This is a genomic window from cyanobacterium endosymbiont of Rhopalodia gibberula (genome assembly GCF_003574135.1).
GTDB lineage: Bacteria > Cyanobacteriota > Cyanobacteriia > Cyanobacteriales > Microcystaceae > Rippkaea.
In genome coordinates this window covers 2,338,847-2,355,154 of the sequence record NZ_AP018341.1, presented here as the reverse complement: position 1 = coordinate 2,355,154, position 16,308 = coordinate 2,338,847, and the positions used below count along the sequence as shown (strand labels likewise).

The 16,308-nt window shown below is 32.2% G+C and carries 9 protein-coding genes and 2 pseudogenes; 8 read left to right on the top strand and 3 right to left on the bottom strand.

The genetic code is table 11. From position 1 onward, the window contains the following. Positions 1–960 precede the first annotated feature (960 nt). Entirely contained in the window at positions 961–1,284 is a 324-nt protein-coding gene (gene trxA, locus RGRSB_RS07540) for a thioredoxin (protein WP_119260509.1), read from the top strand. Between the two features lie 53 nt (positions 1,285–1,337). On the opposite strand, the gene RGRSB_RS07535 is transcribed toward trxA, so the two are convergent. After that, complete coding sequence (locus tag RGRSB_RS07535; protein ID WP_119260508.1) at positions 1,338–2,105, bottom strand: nuclear transport factor 2 family protein; 768 nt, start codon at positions 2,103–2,105, stop codon at positions 1,338–1,340. Positions 2,106–2,216: 111 nt separating this feature from the next. Between RGRSB_RS07535 and murG the strand changes: the two genes are divergently transcribed. The 3 genes from murG to RGRSB_RS10960 all read left to right on the top strand — a co-directional run bounded on the left by murG (position 2,217) and on the right by RGRSB_RS10960 (position 4,785). Next, positions 2,217–3,275 carry an undecaprenyldiphospho-muramoylpentapeptide beta-N-acetylglucosaminyltransferase gene (murG, locus tag RGRSB_RS07530; protein WP_119260507.1) on the top strand — a complete coding sequence of 353 codons (1,059 nt, stop codon included), beginning with the start codon at positions 2,217–2,219 and terminating at the stop codon, positions 3,273–3,275. An 889-nt stretch (positions 3,276–4,164) separates the two neighbouring features. Beyond that, the gene (locus tag RGRSB_RS10965; protein WP_338063330.1) at positions 4,165–4,386 is read left to right on the top strand and encodes a DNA glycosylase family protein; all 222 of its coding nucleotides are present in this window, start codon (positions 4,165–4,167) and stop codon (positions 4,384–4,386) included. A 126-nt stretch (positions 4,387–4,512) separates the two neighbouring features. Further along, positions 4,513–4,785 (top strand): DNA-3-methyladenine glycosylase family protein, encoded by a 273-nt coding sequence (locus RGRSB_RS10960; protein ID WP_338063329.1) that lies wholly within the window; start codon positions 4,513–4,515, stop codon positions 4,783–4,785. A gap of 2,122 nt (positions 4,786–6,907) precedes the next feature. Here the strand turns inward: RGRSB_RS10960 and argJ are convergent. Beyond that, positions 6,908–8,149 (bottom strand): bifunctional ornithine acetyltransferase/N-acetylglutamate synthase, encoded by a 1,242-nt coding sequence (argJ, locus tag RGRSB_RS07520; RefSeq protein ID WP_119260506.1) that lies wholly within the window; start codon positions 8,147–8,149, stop codon positions 6,908–6,910. A gap of 194 nt (positions 8,150–8,343) precedes the next feature. Here argJ and RGRSB_RS07515 point away from each other — a divergent pair, with 194 nt between their 5' ends. Further along, positions 8,344–9,195, top strand: a complete 852-nt coding sequence (locus RGRSB_RS07515) for a lysophospholipid acyltransferase family protein (protein ID WP_119260505.1) — start codon at positions 8,344–8,346, stop codon at positions 9,193–9,195. Positions 9,196–10,712: 1,517 nt separating this feature from the next. On the opposite strand, the gene dnaG is transcribed toward RGRSB_RS07515, so the two are convergent. After that, a complete protein-coding gene (gene dnaG / locus RGRSB_RS07510; RefSeq protein ID WP_119260504.1) occupies positions 10,713–12,638 on the bottom strand; it encodes a DNA primase in 1,926 nt (641 codons plus the stop codon). Between the two features lie 1,446 nt (positions 12,639–14,084). Here dnaG and RGRSB_RS07505 point away from each other — a divergent pair. The 3 genes and pseudogenes from RGRSB_RS07505 to RGRSB_RS11180 all read left to right on the top strand — a co-directional run bounded on the left by RGRSB_RS07505 (position 14,085) and on the right by RGRSB_RS11180 (position 16,018). Next, positions 14,085–14,779 (top strand): annotated as a pseudogene (locus RGRSB_RS07505) (energy-coupling factor ABC transporter permease). 43 nt (positions 14,780–14,822) lie between these two features. Beyond that, entirely contained in the window at positions 14,823–15,137 is a 315-nt protein-coding gene (locus RGRSB_RS07500; protein WP_119260503.1) for a PDGLE domain-containing protein, read from the top strand. A gap of 107 nt (positions 15,138–15,244) precedes the next feature. Next, positions 15,245–16,018 (top strand): annotated as a pseudogene (locus RGRSB_RS11180) (energy-coupling factor transporter transmembrane component T family protein). Positions 16,019–16,308: the final 290 nt, after the last annotated feature.

The following is a 16,308-nucleotide window of genomic DNA, read 5'->3' as shown; positions in this document are numbered from 1 at the left end:
AATGATTAATGTTAACTAATCTTGTCAAAATTCTTATGCTAAGAATAGTTAAACATTAGAAGATTTAAATAAAAAATAAGAATACCTGTCGGTTAAAGGTCTAAAAACAGATAAAAGTTTAATAATTGTTTATATAAACATGACGCTTTTTAGTATTCTAGATTTTCTAGAAAAAAACTATGACTTAGTTTAAGTTAGTAAAAGTATAATGATTGACTTGAAAATAACTTATTAGGTTATTAATTTTTAATATTGATTCCTAAAGCAGTTCTGTAGAATCTATAAATTTAGACTTAAAAAATATGAGTTCATTTTGATTGACTTTTTTAAGTTTTTGTAAATTTTTATTATGTTTAAGTTAGAGCTGATAAAGGGAAAAAAGTTCATTGCCAATTAGCATTAAATCCAGAAAAAATTATCTCTTGAAATTAGTCATAATTTTATTTTGTGAGTATTTATATGTAAATACATTGAAATTAAAATTTAGTTCCCTTATTTCTTAAGATATTTGTTTATTATCTAAGTGATTTTGAGTTAGTCCAATGTTACAGCAATCAATTTATCTATTCAAAATAGTGCATATATAATGTAATTTGTCAATGCACAACTCTTAGCCGTACCATTGTAATATTTTAATTCTTAAAAAATTCCTTAACTATGCCAGAAAAGCTGTATCAAAATGCAAATTGTCATCTACAATAGAAGCAGCGGAGACAAATGTTTCCGTTCACTCCTCACACCACACTCCGCCCGAGCATTGTTCGGGCGGTTTCTTATTTGCCTAAGGTGCCAGAGAGATGTTCTTTCATTTCAAAAAATATTAAGTTTTCAATCACAAAGAAATAAATTATTTATAAAATTAAAAAGGCTCTTTGTTTGAAATAAATCAAGATAGTTTCTGTTATGGTAGAATTCTAGAGTATTCTAGAGAGGCGCAAGCAATTAAAGGAATTCTTTATTATGTCAAAGCCAGCCGAAGTTACAGATGAGAAGTTTAAAGACGACGTTTTAGACAGCGATATTCCGGTTCTAGTGGATTTTTGGGCTCCTTGGTGTGGGCCTTGTCGTATGGTTGCTCCAGTAGTAGAAGAAATCGCTGAACAGTATGAGGGTCAAGTCAAAGTCGTCAAACTCAATACCGACGACAACCCTCAAATTGCAAGTCAGTATGGCATTCGTAGCATCCCCACTCTAATGATTTTCAAGGATGGCCAACGAGTAGATATGGTGGTTGGAGCAGTTCCCAAAACGACTTTAGCCAACACTATCGAAAAGTATCTCTAAGAGATTTGTAGAGGGAAAAGACATTGTAATGTCTTTTCCTCCTGTGTTTTCTATTATTGAAAACGAACTCGTTGAGTCACTAAAGTTATACCATCTTTGCGTACTAGTAAGGCAGAAAGCCATCTGCTTTCCGGTTTTTCTGAGGCTTTAATTTGTTTAAATAATCCCCCAGCTTGCAACAATTCCAACTCCATTACTCCGGGGTCTAAATAACGATTGCTATCTACCCTTTCACTAATAGCCGTTCCGGCTAAGAGATCTTCATTAAGCGGTTCTTGGACAATGACATCAAAATAAAACTTTTCTCCTACCTGTACTATATCGGGTAGTTTGATATTCACTTTAGGAGGATTCGATCCAGAATTGAGTTCTGTCCGTTCCGTCAAAATTTCTTGGTGCAATAATTTTCCATTTTGAAATGTTTGACGTGCTTTAATAGTAGCTTTAAGTTGAATTACTCGGCCCGATGTTTCACTACTTCCTTCAATAATAGTTAGGGTTTTGGCTGTCCATCCTTTTTCTGTTTTATCCCAAGACTGAAGTTTGGTAGTGTATTGTAAATCAGGATAGTTTTCCCACAAAGATATTAGTGCTTTGGAAAAAGACTCGGCTGTTAACCCATCAGTTGTGGCAAACTGATCGCCGTATAAAGCCATCAACTTTTGATTATCACGACTGTTAGCCGCCGTGTTTATTTTTTCAATTAAACTTTTCAAAGCATTAGGGACTGAATCGGCACTTTCTGCACGAGGTACATAGATACTGCCTAAACTTAATCCCACGCCGAGTATTAAAGAGAGGAACCAACGCAATTGAATCATCTGTCTACATTACCTTCAGGCATCCTATTGTGAAAAATACAGGAGCCAGTCTTATTCTAACGTATCTATACTTATAGTAGTTTCTCTGTCCAACTCTAACTCATCACCAATATGGTTCGTCTATTAATTGCTGCAAGTGGAACCGGAGGTCACCTATTTCCTGCATTGGCCTTGGCTGAATACTTACCCGATTGTCACATTGAATGGTTAGGAGTTCGTGATCGATTAGAACAAACTCTGGTCGGTACTCACTATCCTCTCTATACTATTGATGTAGAAGGGTTTCAAAGTCGTAATCCCATTAAAACTTTAAAGGTCTTATTTGGACTGGTGATGGCAGTGTTTCAGGTAAAAAAATTGATTAAAGAACATCAAATTAATATGGTGTTTACGACGGGTGGATATATTGCTGCCCCTGCTATTTTAGCCGCTCGTTTGTCAGGTATTAAGGCAATTCTCCATGAATCTAATTTCATTCCAGGAAAAGTCACTCGTCTATTAAGTCGAGTTTGCGATGGCGTAGCTTTGGGGTTTGAAGAAACGGCGCAGTATTTACCCAGGAACAAGACAGTATGGGTCAGCACTCCTGTTAGATCACAATTTTACAGTCCCCAACCCTTAGACTTACCAATTCCTGACAATGTCCTCTTAATTGTAGTGGTAGGGGGATCTCAAGGAGCTGTCTTCATTAACAACTTAGTTCGTCAGTGCGCTCACTCTTGGCTATCTGAAGGAGCATACATCGTTCATTTAACAGGAACACATGATCCTGATAGTTCAAATGTACAGCACCCACACTATTTTCCTGTACATTTTTATGATAACATGGCGGGGTTATTACAAAGGGCAAATTTAGCGGTGAGTAGAGCTGGTGCGGGAACGCTAACGGAATTGGCTATAACCCAAACTCCAGCCATTTTAATTCCTTATCCTTTTGCGGCTGAAGATCACCAAGCCTATAATGCTCAGATTGTTGGGAAAGCAGGTGCAGCGTTGGTTTATCGTCAAGAAGAATTAACGCCTGAGATATTAGAAAACTCAGTATTAAAATTATTAAGGAATTACGAACAACTTCAAAAGATGGCAGATAAAGCAGGAACTTTAGCAGTTTTTGACAGTGCTCAACAGTTGGCTAAAATGGTTAAACAAATGATAATTCCTAATGTCTAACTTAAGCTGTTATTTTTTTTAGTTTCTTTACTTGTGAGGGTTGTCAGACAAGTACGTAATAAACATATAATGAATTGACATACTAGAAAAAAATAGATAGCTTAAATATAGTATAAATATACTATATTTAAGCTATAACTACACCAATCACTCCATGGACTTGAAATTTTTAAAAAAGTAAAAACTACTCGCGACTAGTTGATCCTCAAAATAGTGAAGATAAACAGACTGTGAGTTAAGAGTACTAACTAAATATATCCCTAGTAGAAACAAATAGAAGGAAAAACTGTTAAGAGTACTAATATAAAAATGTTTGATAAATATTGTTATATTGATTTTAGCTAATCTATTTCTTTTTCAAAGACAATCAGGATTTCATATTTATGGTAATGTTAAAAAACAATAAAATTCAGATAACAACTGCTATTTCTAGTACTCGAATAGAATCGAATATTTTAGTTTTTATAAAAAACAAGTTAATGGAAAATTTTAAGGTTTATTCGTAGTGCAAATACTAAATTTTATCAACGGTTACAATTAAGAGTGACAAATACTTCATTAGCTTCGATCCAAATACTATTCTGGATAATGCAAATAAGCTAGATAAGACGAAAGATTGTTCAACTTTCAAGTTATAAAACCCAAAATATGCATATATAGTAGTTTGAAAAAGACTACTTAGTATAATACTTATATTAACTTCCAATAAGGTAAAACTTTGGCATATTCACTACTGAGTATCAAAATTGTACTGATAAAAGTATTTTTTAATTACTATATAATTGATCTATTTCAAAAAACTTAGTTTGACTCTTTATAAGAGAGCTTCTATAAAAAGACTCTAATTTGTCCAAAAATTACCAATTTTTAATTTTTTAAACAAAAGTTTATGAATCCTCCTCCCTACTGGAAAAATGCAATCATCTATTTGTCTGATAAAGATAAGATTATGGCGCAATTAATTACCACTTACCGCAATGAAAGTGTAACTAGTTATCATAATCCTTTTCATACTTTAGTACGTGCAATTATTGGACAGCAAATATCTGTTAAAGCAGCTGACTATATTTGGCGAAGACTAGAATTAAATATACCAATTTTTTCTCCATAAATAATTTTAGAAATAGACAAAACTCAATTTAAAAAATAGGAATTATCTCGTCAAAAAATTAACTATATTACTAATATTTCTAACTCTTTTAAAGATGGTACTATCACCCCTAATTTAGGGTTACATATGAGTGATAAAGAGGTTTATAAACAGCTCATCTCTATCAAGGGAATTGGACAGTGGACAACTGAAATGTTTCTAATTTTTTATTTAAATCGACCTGATATTTTTCCCATTGCTGATTTAGCATTGATTAATGCAATTAACTATTATTATGCCCAAAAATCATCTTTATCAAAAGCTAATATTATGGACTTATCTGAACAATGGAGACCTTATAGGACGATGGCAACTTGGTATTTATGGCGCAGTCTTGATCCTGTTCCAGTACAATATTAAAACTTTTATAAAAAAATTAAACAAAAATGTTATTTAAATTATATGGAATATATACTATGATAATAGGTTATTTCAGATTAGTTTAAATAAAAAAATAAACTATAAAAACTATATATTTTCTAATTTTTTTAACTACTTACTAGTAAAATAGATTAAAAAAGAGAAAATTATTAATAGATTTATATTACCAGAATTAAAAATAATTTATATTAAAATTTATGAAGTCTAAGTCATTATTGACTTAGATAGTTATCCACAACATAAGAGAGTCTAGTTTTTCTAGGTTTATCTTCTAAGTCCAGAAATAGAATAAGAAAAAAATAGATTTCATGCAGAAAAAACTTTTATCTAGAAACATCAGAGTTAATTATTGATCGGAAAGACTAAGAAGTAGTGAGGTATTTATTTTAAAAGCAACGAAGCTAAAAGGTAAATTAAAGTTACTATAAATTTTCTTGAAAGCTGTGTAATTAATTTTAAATATTCTACTAAATCAATAGTTATCCCTATTATAGAGATAACTATTTTAATATGCTGTTTTATCTCTACTGATCTTTAGAATAAAACACTCAACTTAGTCTAATAAATAAGATTATGAATATGAAATAACTAACCATTACCTATTGTCATATTTTAGATTATATAGCAGTGATTTTTAAAAAAAAAATAGATTTAACAGTAACTTATATTTTATTTTATTCAACCTATTTAAAAATAAATTGTCGTCAAGTTAAGTATAATTAATGTGTAAATATATTCACAGAATAGTTTTGAAAGAAAGAAATGTAATCGAAAATTACAACTATTTAAAATTAGTTATTTAGTTTTAAATAATTAAAAAATAAATTACTTTTTAATTTAATGTAGAAACGATTTAATAAACATTAGAAAATATTAATGGTAAATTATAGTAGTATTGAGAGGGTATCTTCTAGTTTTAAGATTTTTTTAATTTTTAATTTTTTGACCTGGTATTTTACTAGTTAATCGTATCTAATTGGTAGAGTATAACTAAGCTGAAATTTATCAAAAATTAATAGACTTAAGCCTACTATCATCTTACAAGATACGATAAAAAACCTTAAAAAATTGCTCATAATCTAAGTAATATAAATAAGTAATTGAATTTTTAAATTAAATTTATGACAATTAAATCTTAGAAAAAAGATAATTTAACTTCAAAAAAAATTAAAAATAGTTTTAGGTAAACGTTACACATTATGACAAACTATTGAATATAATTTCACTTTATAAAATTTTCTTGATTAAAACGATTAACGATCAACTTTAAAATATCTCTCAAATTTAACATTTGAGAAGTTACAGTATTTATAACTGTTTTGTTTACCTTTTTACTTAATTAGTTGCTTACACTTATTTATCTAAAAAACTTTTTCTAAATTCAGATTTAAAAAATAAACCAACCCTAATTTATAGGCTAGGATTTTGCAATTGTTGTTGTTTTGATTGTTGAAGGTCACTGTTTGTATCTAGCCGTTAACCTTGTAGTGTGTTGACTTAAATGTTAAGAATTACAACAAATTTTTTAAGTTTTGTCAAAACTCTAAGAAATAGAAATTTCTTTCTCCATATTTTTATACAGATTCCAAAGTTTCCATTTTTGCATATTAATCATCCTCCAAATGGATGAAATTAACTTCATCTATTGAGGGGAGGTTGATTAAGACTTATGTCTGATTAAATGAGGTAAAGTAGGTTTCGTAACAGAAGTAGAGGATGACTATGACCATGACTCACAAGTCCCTAAAGCTGTTGATTGTTGTAGCGACCTTTTTCGTCTGGGTGCGGTTGTTCGTGGGTACTGTACAGACCTTGAATAGTACGACGGAAAATCACTGGAATAATCGAGCCTTTGCCACCGAAAAGGCCAAGTAGTAACTATTTGACAATTGAAAATGTGGTTTGGTCTAGCCTTTCGCGGAAGATCTCCGTGTCTTACCAGGCACCAACGGGGTAGGTACAGGGTAAGTGCAGGGTAAATGGATAAGAAGTACTTCGTACATCCATGTATAGGGACTGCTAGAACAGCGATATTATATTTTGATTAACCTAAGTTAAAGCCCGCATTGTGTGTCCTTTGTATACTTTCAACAGGGGGGAGTCACGTTGTATACTCTGAGTTGATTCTGACGTACTCGTAACTTAAATCACAACCCCAGGCAGTCCCCTTGCCAGAGCCATTCCCAATGCACACTGAGATCGAGACCGTGTCTTCTTTAAGATAGGCTCCGGCGGCCGCTTGTCTCAAGTAATTGCTTGCCTCCTGTCGGTTAAATTCTAGAGGCTGACCGCCCTCGAGCATCAAGAAATTTCCTAATTTTACTTGCAGATCTTTTTGACGGAAGGCAACCCCGGCTTTTCCTGCCGCCGCTACGATACGTCCCCAGTTCGGATCACGTCCAAAAATCGCTGATTTGACTAATGATGACCCGGCAATGGTTTTGGCAACACGCCGCGCCCCTTCATCATCTGATGCGCCTGAAACTTGCACCTCAATCAAACAAGTTGCTCCTTCTCCATCTCTAGCTATCGCCTTAGCTAAATGCTGACAGACTGCCTTTAACATGGCTTGTAGTTTCTCGGCATCTTTACTCATTGCCGTAATGGTAGGAGTGCGGGATTGACCATTGGCTAGGGCAATAAAACAATCATTTGTACTAGTATCTCCATCTACTGTAATCTGATTAAAACTTTCGTTAGCGACCTGAGTTATCATTTTTTGCCAGAGGGGGGTGGCTACTAACCCGTCACAGGTAATGAACGACAGCATAGTCGCCATGTTAGGATGAATCATTCCTGAGCCCTTAGCCATACCACCAATACGGACTGGACGACCATCAATAGTGGTTTCTAAGGCGATAGATTTAGGGACTAAGTCAGTGGTAATAATTGCTTCAGCGGCGGCATCTCCTCCAGTGTCGGACAGAGCACCAACTAAAGTTGGAATGCCTTGACGCATTTGATCCATGCGAATATTCTGACCAATCACTCCTGTGGAAGCTAAGAGAATCTTGTTAGGAGAAATATTGAGAGCATCTCCTAAGAGATTGGCACTTTCTAGAACATCTTGCCACCCTTGTTCCCCCGTGGCAGCATTGGCTTGTCCAGCATTGCACATAATGGCACGACTACTGGCTTCGGCTTGGAGACATTGACGACAGTAGTCCACACAAGCGGCGTGAACTTGGGAAGTAGTAAATACACCAGCTGCGATTGCCTCAGTGTCTGAGACAATGAGAGCTAAATCGGGAGTACCCGATGGTTTTAACCCTGCCGCAATTCCTGCTGCTTTAAAGCCTTTGGGGGCGGTAATTCCGCCACTAATTACCTGCCAGTCCGTCATAGTATTTACCTATTTTTTTTACCTAATTGTTGAGGTTAGTTCAAAAGCTGATTATAGCAAGTAGATTTTAAGTCGATCTGAAAATATTAGTTTGAAGATTTATTTTAACCTCATTGATGAATTAGGAATATTACGTTGAAAGTCCGGCAACTCATTAGACTAGAATGGGCGGCATTTGAATAAATTTTTCCTAGATGAATACAAAACACAATACCCAATCCCAATATAGACAAGGTTGGTCACTTGATGAGCGTGACCCAAAGTTTATAGCTTCACTAATGCCCTATTGGAAATGGTTTTATAAATACTATTTTCGAGTAAAGACTGACGGTTGGCATCATATACCCGAAAAGGGTCCTTTATTATTAGTAGGATCCCATAATGGAGGGCTAGCTTCTCCTGATACATCTATGATGATGTATGATTGGTTCTCCCGTTTTGGCATTGAACGTCCTGCCTACGGGTTAATGCACCAGTCTATCTGGACCATTAATCCATCAGCAGCCAATTTTGCCGTGCAAGTAGGAGCAGTTCGCGCTCATTCTAGAATGGGAATTGCTGCTTTAAAACGAGGGGCTAGTGTTTTAGTCTATCCAGGGGGGGCGCAAGATGTGTTTCGTCCCTATACAAATCGCCATAAAATTGAGTTAGCTGGACGGAAAGGCTTCCTTAAATTAGCATTACGTGAAAAGTCTCCTATTATCCCTGTAATTTCTGTAGGAGCACATGAAACTTTGATAATATTGGGGGATTGTTATCAACAAGCGAAGCAAATGAACGAATGGGGAATATTACCTTGGTTATTTAATGTTGATCCTGAAGTGTTTCCCCTCTATTTAGGGTTGCCATGGGGCATTGGCATTGGACCCCTTCCTAATTTTCCCCTTCCTGTCGCTATTCATACTCGTGTCTGTCCTCCCATTATTTTTAAACGCTATGGCAGAGAGGCAGCTAGTGATCGCTTTTACGTTGATGCCTGTTATGAGTTAGTTCGATCACAGATGCAACAGCATTTAGATCAATTGGTAATTGATAGTAAAAATTGATTAGTGACATTTAGAAAAGTTAAACTACTTTTACCGATTACAGTGGACTTCATTGTAATTAAATTCACATTCACTCATATAAATAAAAACTTCTTAAGTTGAGTACATACGCAACTTGTTTAAAACTTCATTAAACAAACAATTTAATCGGCGCTGGAGCAAACTTCCAAGTCTTTATCAACAAAAAAAACTATAATTTCTATCAAAAATAGTAGGAGGTAAAACTTGCTTATTTTTTAAAAATTCAAAATATAGATAAGATTTTTCAGGTAAATAGGGATAAGTAATCATTCGAAAAAAAAAGTAAATTTAACAATTTTAAACGCTTTGATTTCTAGCAACTTATAGTAAAAAAAACAATTTCATTTAATCTTATAATTGATTTTTAATTAACTCTTTAGCTCCGATTAACTCTAACTATATAAAAATTTGTAAAGTACTAAAAAAGTCACTTACAACCGCTTTATATTTTCTAAATGTTAATTTGTTAATTTCATATAATTACTACAGCAGTAGCTAGTAGTAATAGTTAATAAATTAATGATATATTTTGATTAGAAAAATAAGCTCTTACTAGCTTTGTTTAAATTTTAATTATATTAGCAGAGTACAATTAGACATTATTGATCATAAATATTATTTATAATCTTGATTTTTTCAAAGTATTTTAAATATACTGTTGTTTCAATTTTTCTTTTATTTTTAATGATTTAAACAACTGATACTCTCATTTTTAAATTGAGATTTATCTATTTTTAACTATTCCTAATATAAAACCTATTTTTTGGTCATCAAACAAATGATAAAATATCTCTGATAAATAATTTATTTTGACTAAAATCAAATAAATTAGCCTAAATCGGCAGCAACTCCAAGTAGTTGCACATAAATTAAGTAGAACCATGTTAGTGTATGTCATGATTTTAAATATTATTGTCATTATCTTTAAAAATAGACTACAAAATGTTTTAATAGAGCTAAGCATAAAGACTCTAACGAATTAATTTCATTTCTTCGTTTTAGAAGACTTATAAAAACAGAGTAAAAAAGGACTTTATTTAAGTTGAGTAAAGCCCAAACAGTTACTAAAATAGGTTATCAGCAATGGAGCAAAAAATTAGAAAACTGTCATATATTTTAATAAGTTAAGAATGAACAGACTCATATATTACTTTTTATAAAATTTAAACCTAGATAACAAAAAATAAAAACTAAGTATAAAACTCAATATAACAGTCTAAATATTATTTATCTAGATTTAAAAATAGTGTAATATTTATATTGATTTCAAGTTGTATTTGAACTTCTTATTATAAGAGATTTTCAAATTCCTTAGTATAAATCTACAGTTTATCTGCATACAAAATAGTTTTAAAATTATTCATTTTCTATAACTTAATTAATATTAACCTGTATATTTAATTTAATTAATTAAGTTTCTAGTAATAAATGCAATTTAAAAATCTAAAATAACTTTTTTTATAAAAAAAGTTTGCTTATATAATTATTTAATTAAGTTAATATTGCTCATAAATTTCTAGTTTAGAAAAACTCAGAGAGGATTCAAGTCGTTTGATTTTAATTAAACTGATATAGTATTCATTAATATAATATTGATGTGCTTCTGAATCAATATTAGGGTCAATTTTTTTATATTCTTCATAGGAATAATTCCTATACTTTTCTAGTTTAGCTTTTTCCATAGAAATTAAGGCACAGTGAATTTGTAAAAGACTACGGTGAATATTTTCTTGATGATTCTGACTTAGATAAAAAATATGATTAAATTGGTTTGTCGAGTGAGAAGCCTGTAAAATTTTTTCTTGCAATAAGGAAATAAGATTATTAGATGTATCGTTTATCTCTCCTTCAATTTCCAAGATTTTCTCCCATAAAAACCGATATTCAGATACGCTAAAAACTAGCTCCTTTTCTTTAAGTAAATTGAAAATTCCTTGACGGTGTTCAGGACAGTGACAATAAATTCTTAACAATAATGCTTCAGCTTGCTGGAGGGAGGTATCTTCAATATAAGGAAATTTTTTAATTACTGAAGATGAGAAATTTTTGATCGTGGAAGGCAAATTAGGTTTTTTGACTTGTCTTTGTAGATTTTTAATGTAAAGCGGCAACGATAGAGTATCTCCTTGACTCAAAATTTCAGCGCAGTAACGGATATAATAAGTCTGTTTATTACTATTCTCAATGCGGCTCAATAACTTAACCATTTCTTGCGCAATTTGTTCAAAATGTTCTGCTTTTTTGAGATCTTTATTCACTAATAATTGTTGAAGTTGCCAGTCAAACCAAAGGGGCGCATTATCAATTAATTTATGGAAAGTTTCAACTGAATTTGGATTAGATTTTAAAAATTCATCAGCATCTTTAGCATCTCTAAAGTTCAAAACCCGTAATTGTACTTGTCCAGAATAAATTAATGACTCAATATCAGTAATTGTCCGTTGTGTTGCCTTTTCTCCAGCTGAATCTGAATCAAAATTCAAGATAATCTGTTTAGAATCAGTAAATCTAAGTAATTGTTTTAATTGCGCTTTACTTAAAGCAGTTCCTAGGGACGCTACCGTATTGGTAATTCCCACGGTATGGAGGGTAATTGCATCAAAATACCCTTCTACTACCACCACCTTATCTAAAGAACGAATGGTGTTTTTAGCTTTATCTAGGGCAAATAAAGTATTATTTTTTTTAAATAAAGTGGTTTCAGGGGAATTAAGATATTTTGGCTGTTCATCTCCTAAAGTTCGACTTCCAAACCCAATTACTCTTCCTTGAAGATCAGTAATAGGAATAATCAGGCGATTACGGAATCGATCATAATAACCGCTTCCGCTTTTACGTAAAGAAATTAACCCTGCTTCCTCAACTAAAGCGATTGGATAACGTTTTTGTTCGATTAGGTAATAATAAAGAGTTTCCCATCCTTCAGGGGCATATCCTAACTTAAATTGCTGTATCGTTCCTTTATTTAATCGACGTTCACGTTCAAGATAATTAAGAGCAGTTTCTCCTTGAGGTTGATGAAGTGCGTGCTCATAAAAACTAGTCGTTAGGGCGAGAATCTCATAGAGTTGTTCTCTTAAAGATAGCTGACGTTGTAATTCTTTACGTTGTTCAGGTTCAAGAGTTTTGATGGGGACTTGATAGCGTTTTGCTAGCTCAAAAACCACATCACTAAAAGATTCTTTCCCTACTTCCATAAGGAATTTAATGGCATTCCCCCCTTCACCACAACCAAAACAATAATAAAGTTGTTTATGGATACTAACACTAAAACTAGGAGTTTTTTCATCGTGAAAAGGGCATAACCCAACATAGTCTTTACCTCTCTTTTTAAGAACTACATAATCTGAGATGACATCATAAATGTCAACCATTTGTTTTACCTTTTCAAGGGTGTCAGGATGAAGACGAGGAATGTCCATTGATTAGACAATAACTTAAATGACTTAAGTTTAAGTATAACTTAATTTTTGAATTATCTATCATTGAAGTAATATACTCAAATAATTACTGTTTTCATAAACTTATGATAGACAAATACTAAAGCTATCTTAATTGATTATGCATCGTAGATTCTTTGCTACTTTACAAAATAAAATCAACTATTTCAGTATAATTATAATAAAGAATAGTAAATAAAAGCTGATTTTTTTGTTTTACAAATCATCGGATTTAGATTCCAATTTACCAAACTTAGTCTAAGATACTAAATCTAATATTTTAAAGATAAATAAAGCTATTTTTACTTTAGTTAATATCCAGAAAGCATCCTACAAACACGTTATATAAATATCAATTTTTACTAGTGTATCTACTCTTATAGAGAGGAACAAAATTAAATTATTAGTTGGAAGATTTATCTAAAAAAATCGTAATTTACACTCAGATTTTTCTAAAATTTACCTAAAATATTCTTCCTTATGCAAGGTAACATTTTCAGAAAAAATAATATTCACTTGTCTCTATTGAAGATTAAAATTTGAGATAAATAAACTTTATATTGATCTCTATTACACTCCTTTTTAATAGTTAAATGAGTAATAACTATTCTCTCTTTTTTCAAAAAATATAAGCAGTTTTTTACTTTAAAATAAATCATATTTCTATTCTAGAACTAGAACTATATAGATATTTTTTATATTATTTATAAATAATTTTCATTTGAGCTTAAATTTTATATATACGTATTTTTTTTATAATTACTTAGTATTTTTAATACTTATAATTCAGCATTCTATTGAGTGATTTATTTTCCCATAATTTAGCAATCTTTGTTCGAGTTTTATTCATTAAATCGCTTGGTAAAAAAATTAATTTTTGTCTATATTAGACTTTATTATGTTTTTTTTGATTTGTAAGTTACTGCTATGCGATCTCCTATTTTATTGTTTTAAACAATAAATGTGAAAGTACTATACTTAATTTTAAATTGTTTTTCGCGTAAACATTAACAATGGAGATACTAGTACAATTAATAATGCCAACTTAACTATTAAATTACTTCTCTCTGATTACAAAACTTTTCTATGACCTTTAGATAGTACTACGGCTGTAATAAAATAACAAGAAAAAAAAATCCCGCTTTAAAATTTTTACGAAATAAAAGTTTGAGGGATTTTTAAATACTAAGTTAGTATACTTCAGTTTAGAATAGCCATTGTAATTAATAATAGATAGTCTATTTTATAGATAAAAAACTTTTATTTAATCTTTTTTTTACTGTGAATAGGAGTGTTCGATATTTGTCCTATAAGTTAAGAGTATCCAGACAATCTAAAAATATTATGAAGATATACCCATAATAGAATAAAAAAGTTTACAAAGATGTGACAGCAATAAAAACTATGAAGACTCCAAAATAATCTCACATGTCATTACTTGTTCAACTGCTCATGTCACCTTCATATCTGGCACTACACATTCCCGACGGTTTTTTAAGCCTACCTGTGAGTCTATTTACCTGGATTATTACTTTAATCTTGTTATTTGTTGCCCTTAGACGAGTAAAGGCCGAACTTGAAGAACAGGCAGTCCCTTTAATGGGGGTATGTGCCGCCTTTATTTTTGCTGCCCAGATGATTAACTTTCCTATCCCTGGAGGAACATCAGGACATCTTGTTGGTGGAACCCTGGCTGGAATTCTCCTGGGTCCGTGGGGAGGAACTTTAGTAGTGACTGTCGTTTTTATTGTACAAGCTGTGTTATTTCAAGATGATGGGATAACAGTTTTAGGCGCAAATATTTTGAATATGGGACTGTTCGGAACTTATGGCGGTTATTATCTCTACAAAGCGATTCGTTTAATATTGGGTCATCAACGTTGGTCAGCGATGGACACTGCTACCGCCGTTGCTGCTTGGTGAACGCTGCTATCATTACAGCCATTGAATTATCCTTATCAGGAACGGTTTTGTTGACTCTAGGACTGGGGGCTTTAGTGTTTTGGCATGTTTTTATTGGGCTCGGTGAGGCCATCATCACTGTGCTTACCATTGGCTTTATTTGGCGATCACGTCCTGATCTACTTTACGATCCCCCCCGTCCTTATCGTCAAGATCTCTGATAGTTATTCTAAGTTAAAGTTGTCTATCAATTTCCCCATTTCCATGATTAATAATTCTTCAATTGAACGTATAGGATTAGGAGTAGCACTAATGATTATCATTTTTGTCTCTCCTTTTGATAGTTCTGACCCTGATGGACTAGATAGAGTCTCCCAAGACTTAGAATTTAACAATAAGGCTTCAGAGAATATACTAGCTGAAAAGCTTCCTTTCCATAGCATTTTTGAAAAATATGCTCTACGTGGGTTTCCCAAAACTGTAGCAACTCCTCTACCGGGTTTAATTGGGACTCTGGCAACCTTCGGTATTGCTTGGGGGGCAGGGAAAATATTAATTAATCGCAAAGAGGGATTCTAACTATGGTAGTGGAAACACATACTTCCGAGACAATCAATAAATAATAATTCTAATTCCTGAATCTGGAATTCGAACACTTACATAAATTAAGCAATAATTATGCAATTATGCTTTTGCACATTTATTATTTTGTCAAAGATCAAGGACATCAATCCTGTACTCCATGGCATTCCCTGAACGCACAAACCTGCTTATTATCGGCATTGATTCTGATCTTTGCCATTGCCTTAACCCCTAACGGACAATGGATAATCTGAGGAGTTTATGGGAGCAGTGTCTTGATTGTTATTTTACTGAGTCAGGTTTCTTTGTTTCGGCTATTATCACGAGTGACCACGGAATTTGCTTTTGTTGGTATCGTTTTAGTGGGGACTTTATTTCGAAACGATGGCCAAGTTATTTGGTCTTGGAGAGTATTTTAAATTACCACCACAGGCGTTCTAGTATTAGGGAGTGTCACCCTTAAGATTTTATTGTCATTATTGACGCTTAATTTGCTTGTCCTTACAATAGCTATTCCCGACCTTTTCGAGGGATTATTGTCCTTGGGAACCTCACCCTTATTGGTAGCCATTATGGCTTCAATGTATCGTTATATTGGCGTTTTGGCGCGAGAATTTGCTACCATGAGACAAGCAGCTCTTTCTCGTAATTTAATGGTTAATGTAACAACAACTCGTCTAATTACGGGGAATATCATAGGTTCTTTATTTATTAGAACCTATGAACGAGGAAATCTGATCTATCAAGCAATGCTAGCTAGGGGATATCAAGGTTCATCTTCGAAGACAACTCCTCCTATTTATAAAAAACAAGATAAATTGGCTTTTGTTATAATGGTAATTATTGTTTTTCTAGGACAACTACCATATTTACATTAGTATTTTCGTTAAGTTAAATTAAATAGAAAGTTTATCAAACTCTATGCCCTCATATACTATTTGCTTACGTACTTTTAGTGAAATTATTTAGTTTTTACTAAAGCCGAATCTTGCAAATAAATTCATATAAATAATGTAATTTTATCTATTAAATAGATAGTTAAAAAAATAATTATTATTGCTAGTAAATAAGAGAATAAATTCATATTATGAAGTCGTGTATATTGTTTGTTCTAGGGTAGAGGTTAGCTTAATAATTTAAAGTAAATTCACAGAAAAGAACATCAAAA

Excerpts from the sequence above, each read along its gene's own strand:
- trxA (WP_119260509.1), top strand. The coding sequence starts at position 961 with ATGTCAAAGCCAGCCGAAGTTACAGATGAGAAGTTTAAAGACGACGTT.
- RGRSB_RS07535 (WP_119260508.1), bottom strand. The coding sequence starts at position 2,105 with ATGATTCAATTGCGTTGGTTCCTCTCTTTAATACTCGGCGTGGGATTA.
- murG (WP_119260507.1), top strand. The coding sequence starts at position 2,217 with ATGGTTCGTCTATTAATTGCTGCAAGTGGAACCGGAGGTCACCTATTT.
- RGRSB_RS10965 (WP_338063330.1), top strand. The coding sequence starts at position 4,165 with ATGAATCCTCCTCCCTACTGGAAAAATGCAATCATCTATTTGTCTGAT.
- RGRSB_RS10960 (WP_338063329.1), top strand. The coding sequence starts at position 4,513 with ATGAGTGATAAAGAGGTTTATAAACAGCTCATCTCTATCAAGGGAATT.
- argJ (WP_119260506.1), bottom strand. The coding sequence starts at position 8,149 with ATGACGGACTGGCAGGTAATTAGTGGCGGAATTACCGCCCCCAAAGGC.
- RGRSB_RS07515 (WP_119260505.1), top strand. The coding sequence starts at position 8,344 with ATGAATACAAAACACAATACCCAATCCCAATATAGACAAGGTTGGTCA.
- dnaG (WP_119260504.1), bottom strand. The coding sequence starts at position 12,638 with ATGGACATTCCTCGTCTTCATCCTGACACCCTTGAAAAGGTAAAACAA.
- RGRSB_RS07500 (WP_119260503.1), top strand. The coding sequence starts at position 14,823 with ATGATTAATAATTCTTCAATTGAACGTATAGGATTAGGAGTAGCACTA.